The organism is Thermoanaerobacter sp. RKWS2 (genome assembly GCF_026240795.1).
GTDB classification, from domain to species: domain Bacteria; phylum Bacillota; class Thermoanaerobacteria; order Thermoanaerobacterales; family Thermoanaerobacteraceae; genus Thermoanaerobacter; species Thermoanaerobacter ethanolicus.
In genome coordinates this window covers 1033868-1058060 of the sequence record NZ_CP110888.1, presented here as the reverse complement: position 1 = coordinate 1058060, position 24193 = coordinate 1033868, and the positions used below count along the sequence as shown (strand labels likewise).

Sequence of the window (24193 nt, the reverse complement as noted above, 5' to 3'; positions counted from 1 at the left end):
AAATCACCGCCCAATATTAAGCCTTGCCATAACTTCCTCTTCTTTTTCCCTCATAATTTTTCTTTCTTCTTCAGTTTCATGGTCATAACCCAAAAGATGCAACATACTGTGAGCTGTTAAATAAGCTACTTCTCTTTCAAAGGAATGCCCATATTCCATTGACTGCTCTAATGCTTTTTCTAAAGAAATAACTATATCTCCTATTGGCTGCACCTCTTCTGAATCTTCCTCTATTTCTTCAACCTCTGCATAAGTATCTTCAAACTCTGCTAAAGGAAATGACAAAACATCCGTCGGCTTATCTATACCTCTATAATATTTATTTAATTTTCTAATTTCCTCATTATCCACAAAAGACACACTTACTTCAACATTATCAATAACCTCTTCTACCTCTAATACTGTTTTTATAACTTTTTCCACCAATTTTTCCAAATTTATTGCATCAACTTTATCTTGTCTGTTGTCTATCAAAATGTTCATTCTAACACCTCTTTATTTTGATTTGGTTCAATATCAGGATACTCAATTCTTTTATGAAACATACCAGTTAAAGCAGTCAAAAAAGAATTTTTTATAGTTTTAATATCTTTTAAAGTTAAATCGCTATCTTCCAACTGACCATCATTTAATCTATCTGCGACGATTTTATCAATCATATTTTTTATATTTTCCTCAGTAGGTTCCGGGATAGATCTCACAGCTGCTTCTACAGAATCTGCCAACATCAAAATGGCAGACTCTTTGGTAGAAGGCTTTGGACCTGGATATCTGAAAGATTCTTCTTCGCAAGATTCCTCTTCATTCTGTAAAGCCTTAGTATAAAAGTATTTCACTAAGGAAGTACCATGGTGTTCTTTTATCAAATCGATGACTTGTTGAGGAAGTTTATACTTTTTAGCTAATTCTATACCATCTTTTACATGGGAAATTATTACTAATGTACTTAAATCAGGAGAAATTTTGTCATGCAAATTTTCTCCTGAAAGCTGGTTCTCTTTGAAAAAATAAGGTCTTTTAATTTTACCTATATCATGGTAATAAGCCCCCACTCTAACTAACAAACTGTTTGCTCCAATAGCATCAGAAGCAGCTTCTGCGAGATTTGCTACTACTATGCTGTGGTGATAAGTACCAGGAGCATCCATCATAAGTTTTTTAAGAAGCGGATTATTGGGATTTGATAGCTCTAAAAGTTTTAAAGGAGTTAAGATATCAAAAGCTGCTTCCCAAAAAGGCAAAGTACCAATAACCAAAATTATACTAAAAGTTCCACTGACAATTCCCCATAAACTACTTTTTAATACAGACATTATATCATTGCTATTTAAAAGCCCTATTCCTACAATACTTACAAGATTTACCCCACTGACGTAAAGACCCGCTTTTACAAAATCTAAACGTTGCTTAGAATGAGAAAGTTTTACTGCACCAATCAATCCCCCTAGCAATGACATAAAAATAAATTCTTGGTTAAAACCCACCATTAAGCCTACTAAAAGAGAATAAATTATGTCAATCATAATAGCAATATAAGGATCTATTAAAACAGAAATTAGCATAGGCAAAGTAGCAGCAGGAATTAAAAGCGGTTCAATCTCTTTAAAGGCAACAGCTAATAAAAGATAAAAAATACCTGTTAAGCACAACAATTCAATGTACATTTTTTTTGTAGTAATCTTTTTGTCCAATTTTATAATATAATACACTGATAAAAAAAGTGACAAGCCTAAAATCAAAAATAAGCCTATTATCATTCCATAGTCAATCTTACTGCTACCTTTTAAGAGACCTAAAGATTTCAAAACCTCAATTTGTTGTTGTGTCACCACTTCTCCACTGACTACGATATTTTGTCCTTTTTTATACATAACCGGCTGTACTCTTTCCTCTGCTTCTTTTTTAGCAAGGTTTGTCTCATAGGCATTATATATCATATTAGGAACAATAACAGAAGATAAAATCTTAACAGCTACTGGTTTTACTTCTTCAGAAATATCAGAACTTTCTACAACACTCTTGGCATCGTTTAAAACAGTAGGCAAAGCATCTTCTGTAATCTGCCTTGCCATAATTGCTTTTTCTGTCGATAATACCACCGATTCCATGTTTATAAGGGTATTATCATCTATTTTTAAAAGCAAAGCCACGTCATTATCTTCTAAACCTATGGGACTTACAGCTTTAAAGTCCTGCAATTTCTTTTCTTCTGTTTCTGAAGATTTGCGTACATCTCTCAATTTATTAAAAAAATCAACCAGCTTAATATAAGATTCTTTGGCAATATTTTCATTATAATCATATTTGGGATTTACCGCATTTACTGCTTCCTCTATTTTCTTTTGAGTAGCAACTACATCTACTACATCTTTAGGAGCTTTTATGTCTTGAGTAGCTACGTCCCCAGCTTTTAAGTCAAATTTTGGAGGCGTTACACTAGTATAAACTAAGGCATAGGAAGAAACAAAATAAAAAATAACAAAAAAAATGATTATCAATTGCTCATTTTTAATTATATTTTTTATATGTTTGTCCAGTTTTTTCATGGATTATTCCCCTCGCTCTGGGATTTCTGATTTGTTTTCCTCCATGTTCTTCTCATAAATTTCATAAGCTTTTATGATTTTAGCTACAAGAGGATGCCTTATCACATCTTCTTCAGAAAGCATTACAAACTCTATGCCTTCTATTCCTTTTAATATCTCCATAACCTCTTTTAGTCCGGATTTTTTACCTCTTGGCAAATCTATTTGAGTAACGTCACCAGTTATAACTGCTTTAGAACCAAAACCTATACGGGTTAAAAACATTTTCATCTGCTCAGGAGTGGTGTTTTGAGCTTCATCAAGTATTATAAAAGAATCGTCCAAAGTTCTACCTCTCATATAAGCTAGGGGTGCTACCTCAATTAAGCCTTTCTCCATGTATTTTTGGAAAACTTCTGCTCCTAAAATGTCGTAAAGCGCATCATATAAAGGTCTTAAATAAGGATCAACTTTTTCTTGCAAATCTCCTGGCAGAAAACCCAACTTTTCTCCTGCTTCAACAGCCGGCCTTGTTAAAATTATACGACCTACTTCTTTATTTTTCATTGCGGTAATAGCCATTGCCATAGCCAAATAGGTCTTGCCCGTACCGGCAGGTCCTATTCCAAATACAATCTGATTTTTTCTTATAGCTTCTACATACCTCATTTGCCCATAAGTTTTGCACCTTATCTGTTTGCCTCTAGCTGTTATACAAACAATATCAGACATTAAAGACTTTAGTTTTTCTTCTTCTCCTGCCTCAATCATATTCATAGTATACAAAACATTTTGAGTAGTAATCACATCTCCCTTTTCAATCATTCCCATCAATTTGTTAAAAAGTTTATTAGCAGATTCCACGTTTTTTTCTTCCCCCGTTATCTTAATAATTCCTCCTCTTAACACTATCTTGACATCTAATCCCTCTTCTATTAACTTAATATTTTCATCAAAGTTGCCAAACAAATTGGCAGCTTGCTCCATATCCTCAATATTAATAGCTAACTCCTTAATCAATGTTCCCCTCCTATATAAGAAATTTTTTCTTTCATTCCTATTTCCTCTAAAACCTCTGCAGTAATATTGGCTCTTAATATTTTATCTTGTATAATCACATAACTTTCTTTTTTATTTACTATCTTACTTTGAGGGCCTAAAACCTTCTCCAACTCCTTTAGTGCTTTTTCAAAAGCAATATTTTTTGCTTCCTCTTTAGATAAAACAATAGTTTTAGGTTTGGTTTCATAGCATACTTCTTTTATTATTCTAACTGGAAAATTTTTTGATATTATCTCTTTTTCCTCTTTTTCAAAATTCTTAAAGTCTACTTTTTTAGGCGATATAGTTATAGTATTATTGCCAAATATTATTTTTGTAACAGTTATTTTGTTGTTTGTCCTCTCAAAGACTTCTTTTTTGAGTTCGGCGTCAGCATAAACTTCATACCATGTCCTCCCAATAATTTGGCCATCAGCATGTACAAATCTTGTCTCCAATCCTGGCTTTTCAATTATCCCTGTAACAATTATATCTCCCGCTTTTACTGTGTCTCCAACTTTTTTTACCGCTTCCCCTTCTAAAACCGTCATTTTATAAATTATACCATCTTTTTTAGCTATTATATTGCATGGTTCATCTTTTGACAATACCTCTTGAGGTTTTGTTTTACCTACAACTTTTACAAAAGCATTAGTACCCTTTATATTTATTCCTATCCACGATATATCATTATTTTGTAATAAAAATTCTGTCTCTATTTTATTAACATCTATAGTAAATTTAGAAACTCCTGGCTTTAATCCTAAGTGTGAAAGCTTTTCTAAAACTACTTTTTCATTTACATTGTTGACGGTCTCTATATTAATTTCCCATATAAAAGTAGAAAATGCATAAATCAGTATAAGAGAAATTGCTGCCCCTAAAACCAATGATTTTCTTCTTTTTAATCGAGAAATTACAAAAGGCAACCCTCTTTTAGAAATCACTGAAACACGACAATTAGTTTTTTTCGCAAAAGACACTATTTCTTTAAAACCCTTTAAACTTACTTTTGCGACTATAGTAGTATAATTCTTACGCTCAATATCCCAAATATAGACATCATTTACCATTATGAGATTTAAAAATTTTTCAATTGACAAACCTTCAATCTTAATAATAACATATCCTTTTAAAAAATTCCATAATTTTATTGCAACCAAAAATACTCCTCCTATACCATTATTTCTATATTCATTATTTCGCCACTAATCGTTATAATCTCTGTCATTATAGAATTTACAATCATGTTTTTACCTAATATTCTAACAACTCCAATTGTCGTATTTACCCTAATCCTTTCAGGAATATACTCAATAATTCCCTTGTGGTTTTCAATAGTAACATGGGTTTTCCCTATCAAAGTTATTTTAGGGAGATTAAGCAGTACCTCTTTTGGAAAGTCTATTGCATTTACAAGTTCGTTTTTTATCCCATCTTTCATACTGTAACCTCCCTTCTCTTAAAATTTTATGAGGAAGAAATTAAAAAAATTCTCTTGCTTTTTTATAGGCAATTAGACCTTTTGAGTAATTAGAAAATATGTATTATAATGAAGGTAACAAAATGAATATTCCTGTTGCTGTAAATTATTTTTTGGGGGGATTTGCCTTGGAGAAAATAGTAATAATTTTTACGGGTGGAACTATATCCATGAAAAATGACCCGAATTTAAATGCTGCTATACCCTCTTTATCAGGAAATGACATACTAAAAATGGTTCCCAACATAAAAGAAATTGCCCAAATTGAAATAATCCAATTTGGTAATTTTCCAAGTCCTTACTTTACTCCCGAGCTATTAATAAATTTGAGACGAGAAGTTGAAAACGTAATCATGAAACAACAAGTAAAAGGAGTCGTCATTACTCACGGTACAGACACCATAGAAGAAACAGCATACTTTTTAGACTTAACTATAAATTCCGAAAAACCAATAGTCTTGACTGGAGCCATCAAAAATTCTTCTGAAGTTGGGTACGACGGTCCCAGCAACTTAATTGCTTCTGTAATTACTGCTTCCTCAGAAAAAGCCAAAAACAAAGGAGTGTTAGTAGTTTTCAATAACGAAATACATGCTGCACGAGATGTCACAAAAACTCATACTTCAAGTATTGACACCTTTAAAAGCCTTGAAACAGGTCCAATAGGTGTTGTAGATAATAACAGAGCGTATTTTTATAGGAACATTGAGGCAAGAGATTATATACCAGTAGACCATTTAGAGCCAAGAGTCAGTCTTTTAAAAGTTGCCTTTGGTATGGACGATAAAATTATCAGATTCCTTGTTGACAGTGGAGAAAAAGGAATAGTAATAGAAGGAACAGGAAGGGGAAATGTACCTCCAAAATTGGCTGAGGGTATAGAATATGCTATATCAAAGGGAGTAATTGTAGTGTTAGTTTCAAGATGTCCTATGGGAAGAGTTGATGCCTCTTACGGTTATAAAGGTGGCGGAAAGCATCTTGAGTCCTTAGGGGTAATCTTTGGAGGTAATCTCTCAGGGCAAAAAGCTCGTATAAAACTCATGGCAGCTCTTGCTTATTCTAATAATTACAATGAAATCAAAAAATTGTTTAAAGAGGAAAGGACTTGATACCTAATAGCATCAAGTCCTTTGTTTACTGTAGATGCTTGTTTACCATGTCTTTAACAAGGTTGCCATCTGCTCTCCCTTTTACGATTGGCATTACCTTTCCCATCACTTTTCCTATATCGCTTTTAGTTTTAGCACCAGTTTCTTCGATAGCTTTTTTTACTATTTCCTCTATTTCCTCTTCGGATAGCTGCTTCGGTAAATAAGAAAGCATAATCTCAATTTCTTTTCTGGCTTTATCCACTAAGTCTTGCCTTCCACTTTTCTCGTAATCCGGCAACACTTCTTTTCTTTGCTTTATCTCCTTAGAAATTACATTGATGACCCCTTCATCGTCTAATTCTTTTTGAGTATCTTTTTCAACTTGGAGAATAGCTGCTCTTACCATACTTAAAATATTCTTTTTAAAATTATCTTTGTTTTTCATAGCTTCTACCATATCTTTGTATATTCGCTCTTTTAGGGTCATGGCAAGCACTTCCTTTATTTATTATATTTATATTTTCTTTTTCTTGCTGCTTCGGATTTTTTCTTACGTTTTACACTGGGACTTTCGTAATGTTCTCTTTTGCGAAGCTCTGATAAAACGCCTGCTTTGGAACATTGGCGCCTAAATCTTCTCAGAGCGTTGTCCAATGATTCATTTTCGCCGACTCTTACTTCAGACACTACTCTCCCTCCCTCCAGATAAACTGCTCAAACTAAGCTGCGTATTTTGCTGCGATGTCCTGCTGGAAACTCTCATTTTATTATACTCCTAAAACCATAATGTGTCAATGATTAACCTGGTGGCCAAGTCATAAATCTACCGCCTAAAAGATGAAAATGTATGTGATATACCGTTTGTCCCCCGTCATTTCCACAGTTTGATATAATTCTATAACCTTTTTCGTCAATGCCCTCTTTTTTTGCCAATTCTTTTGCCACCATATAAGCATGAGATACTAAATGTTTGTTATCCTCATTTAAATCTAACAATGTCGGTATATGTTCTTTGGGTACAATGAGGATATGTACAGGTGCCTGCGGGTTAATATCCCGAAATGCTACTACTAAATCATCTTCATAGACTATATTGGAAGGTATCTCTTTATTTATAATTTTACAAAAAATGCAATCTGCCATCTTTTCACCTCCTCTTTTTATATTCTACAAATCTCTTTAAATTCCTTCAATTTCTCCAATTAATAAATTATCTTTTATTTCTTTTATTTTCACTGGGAAAATCTCATTTCTAAGTAACTTTATATCCCCTTTGACAGCTACACTTAAATAATTATCAGTCAAGCCTTCCACATAACCCTCCATATTCTTTACCGGTTGTTCAAAGAGGACTTCCAAAGTTTTCCCTATAAAACTCTCCATAAATTTATATTCACACCTATTAGACAATTCTATGAGCTTTTTACTCCTATCTTCTTTTATATGATTTGCAACTTGATTTGGAAAGTTGTATGCTCTTGTACCTTTTCTCCTTGAATATTTAAAAACATGCATTTTGCTAAAACAAATCTCTCCCACAAATTTGTAAGTCTTGAGAAACTCCTCTTCCGTTTCACCAGGAAATCCCACCATAACATCTGTAGTTATCGCCACATCCTTGATGTATTCTCTTAACCTATCAATTACACTTTTGTACTCCTTTGTAGTATATCTTCTTCCCATTCTTTTTAAGGTTTCATCACATCCACTTTGAAGGGATACATGATAATGCCTGCACATCTTAGGCAAGTTAGCTATTTCTTTCACAAACTCTTCAGTTAAAAAAGTAGGCTCAATAGAACTAAGTCTTATCCTTTTTATGCCCTCTATTTCATGAATCATCTTTATAATGTCCAAAAGCCCAATATTTTTTAAATCTTTGCCATAGGAAGCTATGTGTATACCTGTGAGAACAATTTCTTTATACCCTGAATCAGCAAACCTTTTTACTTCATCTAGTACTTTTTTGGGGTCTCTACTTCTCACAGGTCCCCTGGCGTAAGGGATTATGCAGTAAGTACAGTATTGATTGCAGCCGTCTTGAATCTTTATATATGCCCTTGTCCTTTCTGTATAAGCTGTTACTCCAAATTCCTCATATTCCTTTTGAGTCATTATATTATTTACCACACTCAACTTTTGATTTTTTTGTGTAAATTCCTCTACTAATTCCACTATTTTGTCTTTATTTTTCGTACCAATCGCTATGTCCACTTCCGGAAGAGAAAAAGCTTCCTCTGGACTTACTTGCACATAGCAACCAGCAGCTACTACCAGCGCATCAGGATTTTTCTTTCTAGCTTTTCGTATCTCCTGCCTTGACTTCATATCACTTCTATTTGTTACAGTACAGGTATTTATTACGTAAACATCCGCTTTTTCATTAAAATCAACTACTTCATAACCAGCTTTTTTAAAAAGCTCAGCCATGACTTCTGTCTCATATTGATTTACCTTACACCCCAAAGTATAAAAAGCAACAGTTTTTTTATGACCATATCTTTCATAAAATTCCTCATTACTAAGAGTTAAATCTACTTTTGCCACTTTAAAAATGCTCCTCCTATTAAATCTCTTTTTCATCATATTATTATATCACATATTATAACATGCTATTGCACACAAAAAATAGGCCCCGAAGGGCACTAAAAATATCTTTTTGTTCTTTGTTTATTAATAATTTAACCCATATCTCCTAATTCATACATTACTATTGAACAAACTGCGATGGCTGCTGTCTCAGTTCGCAAAATCCTGGGGCCTAAGCTTACAGGCTTAATACTTTTGTTTAAGGCTAATTCAATTTCCTCTTGAGAAAAACCTCCTTCAGGGCCTATAAAAATTCCAATTTTTTTTACGTCTTTTGCCTTTTTAAGCACCTCTTTTAATTTTGAAGTTTGTTCCTTTTCATATGGAATTATGCATAGATCAAACTTATCAACCTGATTTATAGCCTCTTCAAAGGAAATAGGCATACAAATTTCGGGCACCCCAGTTCTGCCCGATTGTTTACAAGCTTCTTCACTAATTTTTCTCCACCTAGCAATTTTTTTATTTATATTGCTTTTAGTTATGTCTACAACCGTATAACGAGTCACAACTGGGATAAATTTTTTAACTCCAATTTCTGCACATTTTTGAATAATCAATTCCATTTTATCTGACTTAGGCAAGCCTTGAAATAATGAAATTTCTAAGGCACTCTCTGTATTTGATTCTAATTCTCTTTCTAAAAATAAAATAAGCTTGTCTTTTTTTATCTCTTCAATGCGAGCAGCATATTCTTTTAATCCATCCGATGCAACAATTTCATTTCCTCTTTTAAGCCTTAAGACATTTACCAGATGATGAAAGTCTTCTCCTTCTATATAGACAAATTCTCCTTTAATATTTTGCCTATCAATAAAAATTTTTCTCATAAGCTCTCACTTTTTCCTTGATAATATTGCACACCATTCTCCTTCTTCTCTAATTTGCAACACTTCAAAAAATTCTTCAACTTTTTGCAAAACTTCTTCTTTTCTACTTTTTATTATACCACTAGCTAAAAATAAGCCCTCTTCTTTTAAGTATTTAGGAGCCTCTGCCGACAACTTAATTATCACATCAGCAATTATATTTGCCACTATAATATCCGCTTTTCCCCTAAATTCGCCTAATAAATCACTTTTAAATACTTTTACATTTTGTAAGTTATTTAATTCTACATTTTGTCGGGCTACTTCCACGGAAGCTTCGTCTATATCTGCCGCATAAACTTCCTTTGCTCCTAATTTGCTACTAGCAATACTAAGTATGCCTGAACCACAACCTACATCAAAAACTATCCTTTCTGGTATCACAATCTCCTCTAAAAATTCCAGACACATCTTTGTAGTCTCATGGGTGCCTGTGCCAAAAGCCATTCCGGGGTCTAATTCGATAATTATCTCTTCTCCTTGAGATACATATTCTTCCCAAGAAGGCTTAATCACTATTTTCTTCCCTATTTTTAAAGGCTTATAGTACTGTTTCCAATTGCTTGCCCAGTCCGCTTCATCTACTTCTGAGACTTTTAAGTCAAAATTGCCTATATCAACTCCAAAAGTTTTAAGTTCTACAATTCTATCTTTTAAAATATTTATTCTATCTATAGTATCTGAAGCAATAGGAAAATAGGCAAAAACCTTAATATTTCCCTCTTCTTCAAAAAGAGAAGGGTCAAAGTAATCCCAATTATCACTTTGCGCCAACAGTTTTACATCATTAGGGTTTTTTATAACTACACCGCCAGCCCCTAATTCGTGCATGATATTTGACACAGCCTCTTCTGCCTCTTGTGAAGTTGTCACTTGTACTTCAATCCATTTCATTCTTTTCCACACCTTTACTCAAATTTATTATCCGCCAAAAGCGTCCTTCATCTTTTGAAAAAATGATTTTGATTCTGTCGCAGTATTTCCTTCTAATTTTTTTAATTCTCTTAGCAATTCTTTTTGCTTTTCTGTCAATTTTTTAGGCACATCAATATAAACCTCTACAATTTGGTCTCCGCGTCCTCTTCCATTTATGTGAGGAATCCCTTTTCCCCTTAACCTAAACTTAGTCCCTGTCTGGGTCCCTTCTGGTATTGTAAAGCTAACTGTTCCATCCAGCGTAGGAATTTTTATTTCTCCACCTAAAGCTGCATCAGCAAAACTTATGGGCATTTTCAAATGTACATTGTATCCTTCTCTTGTAAATAACTCGTGGGGTTTTACGTGAATTACAATATACAGGTCTCCCCTTGGACCTCCTCTTAAGCCTGGCTCTCCTTCTCCTCTTAAGGTAAGCATTTGTCCTTCGTCTATTCCCGCTGGTATAGTAACTTTAATTTTTCTCCTCCTCCTAATTTTACCTGTGCCACCGCATTTGTTGCAAGGGTCAGTAATAATTTTTCCTTCACCATGGCACTTAGGGCAAGTTCTTATATTTACAATTCTTCCAAAAGGAGTATTCTGTGCAGTTCTCACTTCACCAGTTCCATGACATACAGGACAAGTCTCTGGTTTACTACCCGGCTTGGCCCCTGTTCCTTTACACGTATCACACTCTTCAAATCGTTCAACCTCTATTTCTTTTTCTGCCCCAAAAGCAGCTTCTTCAAAAGTTAAAGTAAGGTCATATCTTATGTCATTACCCTTTTGAGGTCCTGTTTCTGCTCTTCTCCTGCCAGTACCAAAGAAATCATTAAAAATATCGCCAAATATATCGCCAAATCCTCCAAAGCCTCCAAAATCAAAACCGCCCTCTCCAAAACCTCCTTGACCAAATCCACCTTGGCCAAAACCGCCTTGCTCAAAGGCTGCGTCTCCAAATTGGTCATATTGAGCTCTTTTTTGAGGGTCGGAGAGAATTTCGTAAGCTTCGTTTATTTCTTTAAATTTTTGCTCTGCTTCTTTATCTCCTGGGTTCAAGTCAGGATGATATTTCTTAGCAAGCCGTCTATAAGCCTTTTTTATTTCCTCTTCTGTGGCATTTCTATCTACTCCTAATATTTCATATAAATCTTTTTTAGCCACTTTCTCACCTGCCTTTCATTACGTAAATTAGAACCAGGTAAAACCTGGTTCTATATTATTTATTATCATCCTCCACTTTGTAATTGGCTTCATAAACATTGTCCTGTGTTGTACCTTGTCCAGCACTACCAGTATTTGTAGCTCCTCCCGTTTGTCCTCCCGCTTGTTGGTATATTCTTGTAGAAACTTTGTAGAAGGCTTGTGAAAGTTTCTCAGAAGCATTTTTAATCGCTTCTATATCGCTTCCTTCAAGAGCTTTTCTCACATTTTCTATTTCTCTATTTATTTCATCTTTTTCAGCTTGCGTCATCTTATCTCCAAGGTCTTTCATTGTTTTTTCAGCTTGATAAATGAGAGAATCTGCTTTATTCCTTATTTCGATTTCTTCTTTCTTCTTCCTATCTTGTTCTTCATACTGCTTAGCCTCATTAATCATTCTTTGTATCTCTTCTTCTGACAAATTAGTTGTAGAAGTAATAGTTATATCCTGAGATTTGCCAGTACCTAAGTCTTTTGCAGAAACATGTACAATTCCATTGGCATCTATGTCAAAAGTAACTTCAATTTGAGGTACTCCTCTTGGAGCTGGTGGAATCCCTGACAAAATAAATCTTCCAAGAGTTTTGTTGTCTTTTGCCATAGGCCTTTCGCCTTGTAACACGTGTATTTCAACAGAAGTCTGATTATCCGCCGCAGTAGTAAATATCTGGCTCTTTCTTGTAGGTATTGTAGTATTTCTCTCTATAATCTTAGTAAATACTCCACCTAATGTCTCTATACCCAAGGACAAAGGTGTTACGTCCAGTAAGAGAATATCTTTCACTTCTCCGGCCAATACTGCCGCCTGTATAGCTGCACCTATAGCCACTGCCTCATCTGGGTTAATTCCTTTGTGAGGTTCTTTACCCATTATTCTCTTTACTGTCTCCTGTACCAAAGGCACTCTTGTAGAACCACCAATGAGAATGACTTTATCAATATCAGAAGGTTTTAAACCTGCGTCGCTTAATGCTTGGTTAACAGGACCTACAGTTGATTCTACAAGGTCGGAGATTAGCTCTTCGAATTTTGCCCTTGTAAGATTTACATCTATATGTTTTGGACCTGTAGCATCAGCAGTAATAAATGGCAAGTTTATATTAGTAACCGTTGCAGAAGAAAGCTCTATTTTTGCTTTTTCTGCGGCATCTTTTAGTCTCTGCAATGCCATCCTGTCACTTCTTAAGTCAATTCCATATTCTTTTTTGAAGTTGTCAGCAAGCCAATCTATTATCCTTTGGTCGAAGTCATCCCCACCCAAATGGTTATTGCCACTTGTAGCCAAAACTTCAAATACTCCATCTCCTATTTCCAAAATAGAAACATCAAAAGTACCGCCACCTAAGTCATAAACCATTATCTTTTGATTTCCTTCTTTGTCAAGTCCATATGCCAAAGCAGCAGCTGTCGGCTCATTTATTATTCTCAAAACCTCAAGACCTGCAATCCTACCTGCGTCTTTTGTAGCCTGCCTTTGGCTGTCATTGAAATAAGCAGGAACAGTAATTACCGCCTGTGTAACTTTTTCGCCCAAGTAAGCTTCTGCATCAGCCTTAAGCTTTTGCAAAATCATTGCAGAAATCTCTTGAGGTGTATACTCTTTATCGTCAATTTTTACTTTGTAATCAGTTCCCATGTGTCTTTTTATAGACATTATAGTCCTGTCAGGATTTACAATTGCCTGCCTTTTTGCAACTTGCCCTACTAACCTTTCTCCTTCTTTAGTAAAAGCGACGACTGAAGGCGTAGTACGAGCTCCTTCTGCGTTAGGTATTACTACAGGTTGGCCTCCTTCCATAACAGCAACACAAGAAAATGTAGTTCCTAAGTCAATTCCTATAACTTTCCCCATATTTTTCAACCTCCTTTTTATTTTGCTACTTTAACCAAACTTGGTCTTATTACTTTATCTTTTAGATAATACCCTTTTTGGAAAACTTCAATAATTTCATTTGGTTGCTTTCCTTCTACCTCTTCCTGCATTACAGCATGGTGTTTATAGGGGTCAAAAATCTGCCCCTCTGCTTCAATTTCTTTCACACCAAATTTATCCAATATTTTTTTAAACTGCCTGTAAATTAATTCTATCCCTTCTTTTAGAGAATTATAATCTCCACTGCTTGCCAAAGCTCTTTCAAAATTATCCATAATAGTCAAAAGTTCTAAAATCACTGTTTCTTGCCCGTAATCGATCATCTCAGCTTTTTCTTTTTCTATTCTTTTTCTGTAATTTTCAAATTCTGCTTTCAATCTTTGTGCAATATCTAAATATTCTTGAGCTTCAGCCTCTTTTTGCTGAAGTTTTTGCTTTAATTCCTCTATTTCATCAACCGTTTGTTGCTTATGCTCCTGCTGTGTTTGTTCTTCCTCTTCAGGAGGCCCTTCCATTTGTTCATTTGATTCTAAATTATTTACATCCTTTTCCTCCTCTTTGTTAATTTCTTTTTCCATCTCTTCCACTTATATCACCTCGTTATATTTCATCATTGTATATACTCGACAAAAGATTTGAAAGCTCTTTTGTCATCATATTGATTTCGTTAATCAACCTTCTATAATCCATTCTTGTAGGTCCTATAATTCCTATTGTACCCACCACACGACCGTTAATCTTATAAGTGGTTTTTATTACGCTTAAGTCTTTCATCTCTTCAAACTTGTTTTCGCTTCCTATTCTCACATCTATAAAATCTACTTCAGGCTCTAAAACTTCGTTCAATAACGACTTGTTGTCCAAAAGATTGAAAAAATTTTTTGCTTTGCCTAAATCCTTGTATTCAGGAAAATCTAAAATATGGGAAGTTCCATCCGCATAAATGTCCGTTTCTTGTAACTGCTTCAAGCTCAAAAGTATAGTGTTTATCAATTCGTCGGCTATAAAAGCTACCTCTCCCAACATCTGCCTTAAATCTTTTTGTAAAAACTCAAAAATATCTTTTTCGCTTTTGCCAGCAATTTTGTCATTTAACAAATTGTTTAAAAACTCAAAGATAGTTCTATCTACATTTTGGCATAAATTTAGCAAGTAATTTTTTACAATTCCTGTGTCTGTCACTACTAAAAAGATCATTTTATTAGAAGCAACAGGTATAAGTTGGATTTTCCTTATTCTATCAGGGTTCAACCTTGGCATTTTAGCAACTGTAGTATGGTGAGTTATGTTAGCCAAAATTCTTGCATATTTCTTTACAATTTCATCAAACTCCGCTATAATTTCCTCGCGAGTATTATAGCTAATTGGAGGGTCATTGTTTATATAATTTCGAAGAATGCTGTCTACATAAAATCTATATCCTTTATCTGAAGGTATTCTTCCTGCGGAAGTATGAGGCTGCTCCAAATATCCCATTTCTTCTAAATCCGCCATTTCGTTTCTTATAGTAGCAGAACTTAATCCTATATTGTACTTCTTAGCTATTGTTCTCGACCCTATTGGCTCTGCCGTCATAATATAATCAGTAATAACCGCATATAGTATTTTTTTCTTCCTATCATCTAACGGCATTTTCACCACCCCATGTATTATTAGCACTCTACTCGATTGAGTGCTAATTCATGTTTTTAAAATACCACTCTTATAATTTTTTGTCAATACTCATTTAGGGCAGAAATTCTTCAAAAATGACGTTAGAGACATCAATACCCCTCTCGGTAAGTTTTGCACACTCATTATCAATCTCAATTAGACCTTCATTTAAGTATTTTTGTATTACTTTTTTGTAAAATTCAAACAAACTGATACCAAATCTTTTCTTAAAATCCTTGTCACACACTCCTTTTGTCATTCTCATTCCTAAAAACATAAACTCAGCCATTCTATCTTCTTTTGCCAACTTTATTTTTTCCTTAACTGCACTTTTTCTTTCTAAAATGCTCTTAATATAGTCTTTTATATTTTCAATATTACTATATCTCACACCCTCCATATAAGAATGGGCTCCTGCACCAAATCCCAAATAATTTTTGCATTCCCAGTATAAAATATTGTGGCGACATTCAAATGTGGGCAATGCAAAATTAGATATTTCGTAATGGTGATAACCTTTTTCTTTTAAAAACTCTATACCCCAATGATACATTTTAAGCTCTTCTTCCTCATCAACTATAGGCAACTGACCCTTTTCATAAAGTCTGTAAAAGGAGGTGTTAGGTTCTAAAATCAAGCTATAAGTAGAAACATGCGTCGGCTGTAATTTTACTACTTCTTTTAAAGTTTCTTGCCACTCTTTAAAGGTTTGAGTAGGAAGAGCATACATCAGGTCAATATTTATATTGCCAAAGAACTTTTTCACTAACTCATAATTTTCAAAAAAATCTTCTATTGTATGAATTCTACCTATATATTTTAAAAGCCTATTTTGAAAAGCTTGAAGTCCAATACTTACTCGGTTTATCCCGTTGTCTTTATAAATTTTTAGTTTTTCTTCAGTTATAAGGCCGGGATTCATTTCAATAGTAATTTCGCAACCATCAAGTATTTTATAATTTTTAAATACAGACTTCAATATCTTCTCTATATAAGAAGGAGGCAAAAGGTTAGGGGTACCTCCTCCTATATAAACCGAAACCACATTATAATCTTTTGTAGAATTTGATTCTATTTCCATAAGTAGTGCCCGAATATAGTCGTCAAAAAGATAATCATAGCCTGCATAAGAATTAAAATCACAATAATAGCATTTTCTTTTACAAAAAGGAATGTGAATGTATAATCCTATCTCCCTCATTTTTCATCATCTAGCTTCAATATTGACATAAAAGCCTCTTGAGGTATTTCAACACTTCCCACCTGTCTCATGCGCTTTTTACCTTCTTTTTGCTTCTCCAGAAGTTTTTTCTTACGAGTTACGTCTCCTCCATAACACTTGGCAAGAACGTTTTTTCTCAAAGCTTTTACAGTCTCTCTTGCAATAATCTTAGAGCCTATTGCAGCCTGGATTGGAATCTCAAAAAGATGCCTTGGAATATTTTCTTTTAACTTTTCTACAATTTTTCTCGCTTTTTCATAGGCTTTATCTTTATGAACTATCATGGATAAAGCATCTACCAATTCGCCATTTATTAAAATATCAAGCTTTACCAAATTAGATTCTTTATACCCTTTAAGCTCATAGTCGAAAGAGGCGTAACCCCTTGTTCGTGATTTTAAAGCATCAAAAAAGTCATATATTATCTCATTTAAAGGCATTTCATATTTTAAAAGTACGCGAGTTTGTTCTAAATATTCCATTCCTAAATATGCTCCCCGTCTATCCTGGCAAAGCTCCATAACTGCCCCTACATATTCAGTAGGCACCATAATAGTAGCTTCCACAATTGGCTCTTCAATATGATCTATTTGCGTAGGAGGCGGCATTTTTGTGGGATTGTCCAAATCCAATACCTCTCCATTAGTTTTGTAAACTTTGTAAATTACACTTGGTGCAGTAGTGACAAGATTTAAGTTGTACTCTCTTTCCAACCTTTCTTGAACTATTTCCATGTGCAAAAGTCCCAAAAAGCCACACCTAAATCCAAAACCTAAGGCAGCAGAGGTGTCAGGTTCAAATACAAGTGACGCATCATTTAGCTGAAGTTTTTCTAAAGCTTCTTTTAAATTTTCATAATCTTGTCCATCCGCAGGATAAATTCCACAAAAGACCATTGGCACTACTTCTTTATAGCCAGGAAGTGGAGAATCGGCTGGATTATCTGCATCTGTTATTGTATCTCCTACGCGAGTGTCTTTTACATTTTTTATGCTGGCAGCAATATATCCAACTTCACCTGCTTTAAGCTCTTCTACTGGATAAAGGTTAGGTCTAAACATACCCACTTCTGTAACTTCAAAAACTTTGCCAGTAGAAAACATTTTTATTCTCATTCCTGGTTTAACAATTCCATCTACTACCCTTACAAAGCTTATTGCACCTTTGTAGTTATCATAAAAAGAGTCAAAAATTAGCGCTTTTAAAGGCTTATTTTCATCTCCTTTTGGAGGGGGAATTCTATTTACAATGGCTTCTAAAACTTCTTCTATACCTATGCCTTCTTTAGCAGAGGTAAGCAAAGCATCTTCTGCGTTAATTCCAATCACGTCTTCAATTTCTTTTTTTACAAGTTCAGGATTTGCTGAAGGAAGGTCTATTTTATTTATCACAGGTACTATCTCTAAATCATGTTCTAAAGCCATATACACATTAGCAAGGGTTTGCGCCTCAATCCCTTGTGTAGCATCTACTACAAGGAGGGCCCCTTCACAAGCTGCAATACTTCGGGATACCTCGTAAGTAAAATCCACATGTCCAGGGGTATCAATAAGATTAAGCTCATATTCATTTCCATTTTTAGCTTTATAAATCATTCTTACAGGCTTTAACTTTATAGTAATTCCTCTTTCCCTTTCCAATTCTAAATTATCCAAAATTTGCTTATCTGTTTCCCTTTCAGAAAGAAAACCTGTTTTCTCAATAAGTCTATCTGCAAGAGTAGATTTGCCATGGTCTATATGAGCAATAATGCAAAAATTTCTAATATACTGCATCCTTTCTGACATTGTGTACCTCCTCAAAAATTAAAGACTTAGACCTCATTTCCAAAATCGCCCTTTAAAGTATTGGCTTAACCCCCCGATGTCAATAACTGACTCTTTACCAAAAATTTTAACGATCACCTTTTCGCTATTTGAATATACACCAAATATATTTACTTTCCTCATCCCTGTAGTAACTTCATTAAAGGAAGAATCAGCTATTACAAGTCCTACTACCATAATAACAATGTACAATAAAAGAGCAAAGATTACAAGTCTCTTTCTTTGAATCTGTTTTTTCTCTCTTTTGTCCTTGTAAGCCTCATCTTTTATCTTCCTTTCAAAGTATCGTAAATCTGTTGTATTTCTTCAATCATTTTATTGCAGCTATATCTTTTTGCACTTTCTTTTCCTTTTAAGCTTATATTTTTTCTCAATTCCTCATATTTCAAAAGTTTTTCTATAGCTTTTGCCAACCCTTCAGGACTTTCTTTTTCTACTAAAATTCCTTCAACCCCATCTTTTAGAATTTCTGGAATCCCCCCACCTTTGTAGCTATGACAGGAACTCCTTCATTTAAAGCTTCAATTACAGAAATTCCAAATCCTTCTTCATGAGAGGAAAGCACAAATACATCGAGATTTCTCAAAAAAGAAGGAATGTCATTTCTATATCCCAGTAAAAAGAATCTGTCTTTTAAATTTAAACTATCAATCATTTTTTGTAATTCTTCTTTAAAAGGGCCATCTCCTGCTACAAAAAAGTAGGCATTTACATTTTTTAAAATTGAAGCCGCTTTTATTAAATCTTGGACACCTTTAGCAGGTATAAGCCTTGCTACACTTCCTACAATAAAGGAATCTTGTGGCAAATCGAATTCTTCTTTTAAATTAAGAGTTGTTTCCTCGTAAAAAGAGGTATCAATACAATTGTACACCACTTTTATTTTATTTTCTTTTACATTTTGATTTAGAACTAAATCATCTTTTAATGCTTGAGAGACAGCAATAAACTGATGGGTTTTTTTGTCTAGAATTTTTGTTAAACTCAATAAAAGTTTCTTTTTGTAAAAACTCATATTATTGTAATTTGCAAAGTTGTGGATTGTCACTACTGTTTTTACAGGCATAGCAAAACATGCGACTCTTCCTACCAATGAAGCTTTTGCCCCATGCATGTGAACAATGTCTGGCTTAAACTCATTTACTACCTTTCGTATAAACTTAATTGCCCTGTAATCTTTTTTTAAACTAATTCCGTCCCCAATGTCAATGTCATATACTGCAATCCCTAATTTTTTGAGATATTCTTGAGTTTTTTTGTCAAAAGAGCACAAAACAGCAATTTCATACTTATCTTTGTCTAACAATCTAACCAGTGATAATAAATGCTTTTTCATTCCTCCTTCTGATTTTCTTACAATTTGCAATACCTTCATTTTTCCCATAAAACCACCTTTTAAGACATTTCATCAATAACAAAATGTATTAACATAGGTCCTACAAACACCATCATTGTAGCTGCCGCTACAATTCCTGAATCGTTAAAAATTAGAGCAAGAATGCTTCCTATAATCGTCGCAACAAAGCATATTCGAATGTAGGTGTGTTTTTTGAAAATTTCACTCAACACTCCAACAGGTTTGAAGAAAAGAATTAGTAAAACAACTATAAGTGTCAACAATACTCTCGACCATATAGAATATTTTATGAGCTTATAATTCATTAAAAGCTTTCTTTCAAAAATTTGTAATAAAGATTTTATACCGTGACTTTTTACTAAAGCAAAAGTTTGTCCTATGTGAGTTTGTTGTGAAACTGGCCTTAAAGAATCCAAGTAAAACAAGCCCAAAAGCATTAAAACTATCCCGGCACCAATATATATTAAATTTTTTATGTTAATTTTTTTCCAGACAAAAGCAGCAGCGAAACAGCAAAAGCTCCAAAGGCTGTTATCGATCCTCCAACATTTGTACCTATACTTGGAGCTGCAATAAAGTAGAATACCAGTGCGTATATTATTGTAGTTATAGCTAAAAGCAGCTTTTTATTCGAAAAAATTTCAAAAGCCATTGTAGTAAAACATAAGACGGCTCCAATCAATACCCCCATATACTCGTTTCCTATGCCATAAAAACGGGCACCTCCGATGACGTCATAGCTTAAAAAAGAATTTTTTAGCAAATATTGCCCTGTCACAAGGTCAATTAGCAAAACAAGGGAAGTAATTAAACCTATTATAGCATAGAAATAATAACCATAAGGGTTAATTTCATGAATCGCTATAATCGCCACTGCTGTCAAAAATAATATTCCCACGATGCTATTTGATAGGCTAGTATAATTAAACAAAGGTAATAGCAAAAAAGTCAAAGGAATAGTAGAAACAAAAAACAATAGAGGTTTTAAATAGACCGCATACTTTTTCAAAAGCAGCAAAACTAATAGGGCAAAAATTAAAATTATTATCTCTAAAACCACATAAGTTTTTAAGAAAATAGGCCTATAAGTGTAATTAAAAACTAGTTTATGACTCTCAGCTAATAATTTGTCTACATTTCCTTTGTAACCAGAATTATAAAGGGGATGTCCCGTCAAAAAAGTTGGTATAGGAATATCAAAATACTGTAAAATTGTTGGCATTAAATCTGTATTTGTGACAATCCCCTCTCTTTTTGTTGTGTCTGAAGTAACATAGCCTTTAGTAAAGCCTGGTCCAAAAAGTATTATGGGGGTTAAATAACTCTTTTGCCCCATATCTTTAGATGGAGGAAGTGGAGTTAAGACAATGTATAAGGTGTTGGGACTGCCTTCTCTTATGACTTTGCCAATAAATTCATCTGCTTCGTATAAAGCCCTTTTTTTATTTCTCTCATTAATTTTATCCATCGCATATTTATGGTAATCATTCGCTCTTATCGTATCTCCCAATTGAAAAATAGTTAAGTCAGGTTTTTCTTTCATCTCTGTATATTTTTGATAGAGCAAATTATAATCTGTCATAATGCCAAAAGGGCTTAAAGGGTCTCTTTTTAAAATATTATCACTCACATCGCCAAAATCTACGATTCCTTTTTCATCCATTACTATAAGAGGCGCATATCTTCTTTGTTCTACATCAGTATCTTCATTGCCAAACACAGCAACAGTTTTTCCATTTTGTTTTAAAAGAGCACCTAATAAGCCAGGTACTACAATGTGATTTCGAGTTAGGTTATTTCTCTCTATTTGCGCAAAATCTAAATTTACTATATTAAATACTTGTGGCTTAATACCTGTATTTCTTTTGAAAATTATAGAAGCTTGTTCTCCATTTACTATTTCAGAAGCGTTAAAATTAAGGGAAGCTTTTTCAGAACCTACAGCTCTTGTCCCACAACCAATTGTCATATACACGTTTTCAGGGGTCCTGCCTCCATCAGAATTTACCGTCATAAGTCCATATGTACCATTTTCCATGAGGTATTTTATATTAGGAAGGTCATTTGCAACATAGTCATTTAAATTAACCCTGTCTACAATAAAAATAACTATTTTTCTATCTTTTATATTATTTACTTGTCCATAAGAAACAGTGCTAAAGAGGATTAAAAACGCCAAGGCCAATCCCATTATCCTTGCTGCAAATTTCATAAAAAACCTCCTAAATCTTTGATAATTACAGTAATTTATTTTAACCTTTTTTAAATTAATATCAACATTTATCGCTATAAAATAAAAAGCAGTCTTCACTGCCCAAAATCTTGTTGCTGCTTCATCACTTCACTAATGGCTTTAGCCAGATACTTTGTAGTTGCAATTGCCTCCTCTAAAGTATTATAGTTACTTCCTAATTCTATCAGTATCGACTTTTCAAGAAGATGCTGATTATATTCACTGTAGGGCTTTACCTGTACTCCTAAAGATAGGCCGGGATAAAGTTCATTTAATTTATCACTTATTCTTTTGGCAAATTCGTAATTTCTTCTCCAATCTTCTTTCATTTCCGGTGTCCTTCTTGAACCTATTATGAAAGAAACTTTTGCTACTTTTTCCCCGTTTATTTCCATCACATATTTTTTTCTAAAATCTTGGTTTGGCAAATTGCTCAAAACAGGAATAGTTTCTACCCCTGGTTTCATAACAGCACCATAGCCATCTCTATGCAAGTCAATTGCAGCCTTAATAGAAGGATACTCTTTTAAAATTTTACTGACCGTTGCAAAAGAGTTTACATAGGATTTGTCATAGTTGTAATCATTGATAGTTTTATCGTGCAATACAGGAATTCCTTCTTTTCTAAGATATTCCGTAAGATAATCTGCTACTTTTGCAACAGTATAATTTAAATCATCTGTCCTATCATAGCCGTACCTTGCTATGTATTTGTTCTTTTCTGTAGCAGCATAAGCTTCCATAGTATGAGTGTGATATATCAAAAGATAGGGTTTACTATTATCTATATTTTTCGAAACCGGTTTTTTTTCCTCTCCTTGTGTCTGCGGTGTGTTTTTGTCACTTTGTGCATTAGTATCAGACAAATTCACATTGTTATTAGAAGGAGGATTTGTTTGTGCATTATTATTCTGTATATTATTAGCACTTACTTTTTCCAAATCTATCTGTGCTAAAATTGGAAGTTGAAATTTCAATATATTAATAGGGTCTTTAACTTTAGCATTTAACAAAGAGGAAAAGGTTAAATCCTTTCCTGTATACCCTTGAGAAGTAAATGCTACTTCTATTATCGGCAGGGTATAATTTATTGAAGTTACAAATAAACTGTTTAATTTATCATACTCCTCTGAAAAAGAATCACCAATTATTTGTCTATATTCACCCTTATAAGGTTGTGTCATCCAATTATAAAGAAAAACGTTTATCAATAACAAAATTAGAAACATTATTCTGCTTATCTTTGAAAAACTATAATACCTGTACAAAAAGAAGCACCTCTCTTTGGTTTTTATATTTTATAAATATTCCATCAAGAGGTGCTTTAGTACTTTATGTTTAATGAAGCAATTGATTCATTTCCTTTTCCGTAAGCCCAGGTTGTAGTGCAAGATTTATCCCTCTGGAAATAATTGAAGATATATTTTTTACCAATAAATCTATTTCTTTAGGAGTAACTACAAGATTATGTACATAAGGTGTTAAAACTTCTTGAATGAGACTGTATTTCTCTTGTTGACTCATATTCTTAAGTACTTCATAAAAAGGGCTTTCTTCTTTGGTCTGTTTTAGTAACTCTTCTGTTAAATATTCGATGGTGTCGTTAGCAATTGTGACCGCATCTACTACTGTAGGAACTCCTATGGCTATTACAGGTATCCCTAAGCTTTGCTCAGTAATGGAAAGCCTTCTATTACCTATTCCAGACCCTGGACTTATACCTGTATTTGAAATTTGAATAGTAGTAGACAACCTCTCTAATCTTCTCGAAGCCAAAGCGTCAATTGTAATTATTAAGTCAGGTTTTATTCTGTCAACTACACCTTTTAAAATTTCAGCTGTTTCTATCCCGGTTATGCCTAAAACTCCGGGAGAAATTGCGCTGACAGACCGAATTTCATCGCCAAACTGTTGAGGTGCATATTCCTTTAAATGCCTTGTCACCACAATGTTAGACACCACCCGTGGCCCTAAAGCATCAGGGGTGACATTCCAATTGCCTAACCCTACTACTAAAACTTGTGTATTTTCCGTCAAATTAGCTATTTCTTTAATTATATCTGCTAAAACTTTCGCAACTTCTTCCTCTAAATCCAAGTCCCTTTCAATGAGGCCGGGGGCTTCAATAGTTATATAGTCCCCCACTGGCTTCCCCATTGCTTTTTCTCCTTCTTCATTTAAAATTTTGACCTTTGTCACTTTTATACCCTCTAAGTGTTTTTCCTCCACACTCACCCCTGGAATCTCTCTTCCTTTGTATAATTCTCTCGCTTCTACTGCAAGGTCTGTCCTTATACTGTACATCTA

Annotated in this window: 21 protein-coding genes and 2 pseudogenes; 1 reads left to right on the top strand and 22 read right to left on the bottom strand. The window is 33.9% G+C overall.

The window, feature by feature from the left end; translation table 11 throughout:
* Nucleotides 1-3 precede the first annotated feature (3 nt).
* Genes ybeY through yqfC form a run of 5 tightly spaced genes read right to left on the bottom strand, consistent with a single transcriptional unit; the run spans nt 4 to nt 5010 of the window.
* Nucleotides 4-483, bottom strand: coding sequence for an rRNA maturation RNase YbeY (ybeY, locus tag OEI98_RS05325; RefSeq protein WP_266040052.1), 480 nt, complete (start codon nt 481-483; stop codon nt 4-6).
* On the bottom strand, nt 480-2546 hold the full coding sequence (locus tag OEI98_RS05320; RefSeq protein ID WP_266040050.1) for an HD family phosphohydrolase: 2067 nt from the start codon (nt 2544-2546) through the stop codon (nt 480-482). Before OEI98_RS05320 ends, ybeY begins: the two co-directional genes overlap by 4 nt.
* Nucleotides 2547-2549: 3 nt before the next feature.
* Nucleotides 2550-3545: a PhoH family protein gene (locus tag OEI98_RS05315; protein ID WP_003869507.1), complete on the bottom strand. Its 996-nt coding sequence runs from the start codon at nt 3543-3545 to the stop codon at nt 2550-2552.
* The gene (yqfD, locus tag OEI98_RS05310; protein ID WP_266040047.1) at nt 3542-4729 is read right to left on the bottom strand and encodes a sporulation protein YqfD; all 1188 of its coding nucleotides are present in this window, start codon (nt 4727-4729) and stop codon (nt 3542-3544) included. The genes OEI98_RS05315 and yqfD overlap by 4 nt, the downstream gene beginning before the upstream one ends.
* Before the next feature lie 11 nt (nt 4730-4740).
* Entirely contained in the window at nt 4741-5010 is a 270-nt protein-coding gene (gene yqfC, locus OEI98_RS05305) for a sporulation protein YqfC (protein ID WP_003869509.1), read from the bottom strand.
* Nucleotides 5011-5108: 98 nt separating this feature from the next.
* On the opposite strand from yqfC, the gene OEI98_RS05300 reads away from it, so the two are divergent.
* Nucleotides 5109-6161, top strand: coding sequence for an asparaginase (locus tag OEI98_RS05300; protein WP_006570543.1), 1053 nt, complete (start codon nt 5109-5111; stop codon nt 6159-6161).
* A 25-nt stretch (nt 6162-6186) separates the two neighbouring features.
* On the opposite strand, the gene OEI98_RS05295 is transcribed toward OEI98_RS05300, so the two are convergent.
* The 17 genes and pseudogenes from OEI98_RS05295 to gpr all read right to left on the bottom strand — a co-directional run bounded on the left by OEI98_RS05295 (nt 6187) and on the right by gpr (nt 24190).
* Entirely contained in the window at nt 6187-6630 is a 444-nt protein-coding gene (locus OEI98_RS05295) for a GatB/YqeY domain-containing protein (protein WP_266040043.1), read from the bottom strand.
* A 14-nt stretch (nt 6631-6644) separates the two neighbouring features.
* Complete coding sequence (rpsU, locus tag OEI98_RS05290; protein ID WP_003869512.1) at nt 6645-6830, bottom strand: 30S ribosomal protein S21; 186 nt, start codon at nt 6828-6830, stop codon at nt 6645-6647.
* Between the two features lie 111 nt (nt 6831-6941).
* The gene (locus tag OEI98_RS05285; RefSeq protein WP_006570544.1) at nt 6942-7286 is read right to left on the bottom strand and encodes a histidine triad nucleotide-binding protein; all 345 of its coding nucleotides are present in this window, start codon (nt 7284-7286) and stop codon (nt 6942-6944) included.
* A gap of 36 nt (nt 7287-7322) precedes the next feature.
* On the bottom strand, nt 7323-8690 hold the full coding sequence (gene mtaB / locus OEI98_RS05280) for a tRNA (N(6)-L-threonylcarbamoyladenosine(37)-C(2))-methylthiotransferase MtaB (RefSeq protein WP_266040038.1): 1368 nt from the start codon (nt 8688-8690) through the stop codon (nt 7323-7325).
* Nucleotides 8691-8824: 134 nt separating this feature from the next.
* Nucleotides 8825-9562, bottom strand: coding sequence for a 16S rRNA (uracil(1498)-N(3))-methyltransferase (locus OEI98_RS05275; protein ID WP_266040035.1), 738 nt, complete (start codon nt 9560-9562; stop codon nt 8825-8827).
* 6 nt (nt 9563-9568) lie between these two features.
* A complete protein-coding gene (prmA, locus tag OEI98_RS05270; RefSeq protein WP_266040033.1) occupies nt 9569-10495 on the bottom strand; it encodes a 50S ribosomal protein L11 methyltransferase in 927 nt (308 codons plus the stop codon).
* A gap of 27 nt (nt 10496-10522) precedes the next feature.
* On the bottom strand, nt 10523-11683 hold the full coding sequence (dnaJ, locus tag OEI98_RS05265) for a molecular chaperone DnaJ (protein ID WP_266040032.1): 1161 nt from the start codon (nt 11681-11683) through the stop codon (nt 10523-10525).
* A 55-nt stretch (nt 11684-11738) separates the two neighbouring features.
* Nucleotides 11739-13574 (bottom strand): molecular chaperone DnaK, encoded by a 1836-nt coding sequence (gene dnaK / locus OEI98_RS05260; protein WP_006570548.1) that lies wholly within the window; start codon nt 13572-13574, stop codon nt 11739-11741.
* A 17-nt stretch (nt 13575-13591) separates the two neighbouring features.
* Nucleotides 13592-14173: a nucleotide exchange factor GrpE gene (gene grpE, locus OEI98_RS05255; RefSeq protein ID WP_266040028.1), complete on the bottom strand. Its 582-nt coding sequence runs from the start codon at nt 14171-14173 to the stop codon at nt 13592-13594.
* A 22-nt stretch (nt 14174-14195) separates the two neighbouring features.
* A complete protein-coding gene (gene hrcA, locus OEI98_RS05250) occupies nt 14196-15227 on the bottom strand; it encodes a heat-inducible transcriptional repressor HrcA (RefSeq protein WP_014062689.1) in 1032 nt (343 codons plus the stop codon).
* Nucleotides 15228-15321: 94 nt separating this feature from the next.
* Complete coding sequence (hemW, locus tag OEI98_RS05245) at nt 15322-16449, bottom strand: radical SAM family heme chaperone HemW (protein WP_266040024.1); 1128 nt, start codon at nt 16447-16449, stop codon at nt 15322-15324.
* On the bottom strand, nt 16446-18257 hold the full coding sequence (lepA, locus tag OEI98_RS05240) for a translation elongation factor 4 (protein ID WP_266040022.1): 1812 nt from the start codon (nt 18255-18257) through the stop codon (nt 16446-16448). Before lepA ends, hemW begins: the two co-directional genes overlap by 4 nt.
* A gap of 33 nt (nt 18258-18290) precedes the next feature.
* Nucleotides 18291-18488, bottom strand: coding sequence for a hypothetical protein (locus OEI98_RS05235; protein WP_266040019.1), 198 nt, complete (start codon nt 18486-18488; stop codon nt 18291-18293).
* 74 nt (nt 18489-18562) lie between these two features.
* Nucleotides 18563-19680 (bottom strand): annotated as a pseudogene (locus OEI98_RS05230) (glycosyltransferase family 4 protein).
* 11 nt (nt 19681-19691) lie between these two features.
* Nucleotides 19692-21865, bottom strand: a pseudogene (locus tag OEI98_RS05220) (hypothetical protein).
* A 95-nt stretch (nt 21866-21960) separates the two neighbouring features.
* On the bottom strand, nt 21961-23154 hold the full coding sequence (gene spoIIP / locus OEI98_RS05215; RefSeq protein ID WP_266040011.1) for a stage II sporulation protein P: 1194 nt from the start codon (nt 23152-23154) through the stop codon (nt 21961-21963).
* Nucleotides 23155-23224: 70 nt separating this feature from the next.
* On the bottom strand, nt 23225-24190 hold the full coding sequence (gpr, locus tag OEI98_RS05210) for a GPR endopeptidase (protein WP_003869526.1): 966 nt from the start codon (nt 24188-24190) through the stop codon (nt 23225-23227).
* Between the last annotated feature and the right edge of the window lie 3 nt (nt 24191-24193).

What these genes read in the sequence shown, in the direction of transcription:
- ybeY (WP_266040052.1), bottom strand. Translation starts at nt 483, where the DNA reads ATGAACATTTTGATAGACAACAGACAAGATAAAGTTGATGCAATAAAT.
- OEI98_RS05320 (WP_266040050.1), bottom strand. Translation starts at nt 2,546, where the DNA reads ATGAAAAAACTGGACAAACATATAAAAAATATAATTAAAAATGAGCAA.
- yqfC (WP_003869509.1), bottom strand. Translation starts at nt 5,010, where the DNA reads ATGAAAGATGGGATAAAAAACGAACTTGTAAATGCAATAGACTTTCCA.
- OEI98_RS05300 (WP_006570543.1), top strand. Translation starts at nt 5,109, where the DNA reads ATGTATTATAATGAAGGTAACAAAATGAATATTCCTGTTGCTGTAAAT.
- OEI98_RS05295 (WP_266040043.1), bottom strand. Translation starts at nt 6,630, where the DNA reads ATGACCCTAAAAGAGCGAATATACAAAGATATGGTAGAAGCTATGAAA.
- OEI98_RS05285 (WP_006570544.1), bottom strand. Translation starts at nt 7,286, where the DNA reads ATGGCAGATTGCATTTTTTGTAAAATTATAAATAAAGAGATACCTTCC.
- OEI98_RS05275 (WP_266040035.1), bottom strand. Translation starts at nt 9,562, where the DNA reads ATGAGAAAAATTTTTATTGATAGGCAAAATATTAAAGGAGAATTTGTC.
- prmA (WP_266040033.1), bottom strand. Translation starts at nt 10,495, where the DNA reads ATGAAATGGATTGAAGTACAAGTGACAACTTCACAAGAGGCAGAAGAG.
- dnaK (WP_006570548.1), bottom strand. Translation starts at nt 13,574, where the DNA reads ATGGGGAAAGTTATAGGAATTGACTTAGGAACTACATTTTCTTGTGTT.
- grpE (WP_266040028.1), bottom strand. Translation starts at nt 14,173, where the DNA reads ATGGAAAAAGAAATTAACAAAGAGGAGGAAAAGGATGTAAATAATTTA.
- hrcA (WP_014062689.1), bottom strand. Translation starts at nt 15,227, where the DNA reads ATGCCGTTAGATGATAGGAAGAAAAAAATACTATATGCGGTTATTACT.
- hemW (WP_266040024.1), bottom strand. Translation starts at nt 16,449, where the DNA reads ATGAGGGAGATAGGATTATACATTCACATTCCTTTTTGTAAAAGAAAA.
- lepA (WP_266040022.1), bottom strand. Translation starts at nt 18,257, where the DNA reads ATGTCAGAAAGGATGCAGTATATTAGAAATTTTTGCATTATTGCTCAT.
- gpr (WP_003869526.1), bottom strand. Translation starts at nt 24,190, where the DNA reads ATGTACAGTATAAGGACAGACCTTGCAGTAGAAGCGAGAGAATTATAC.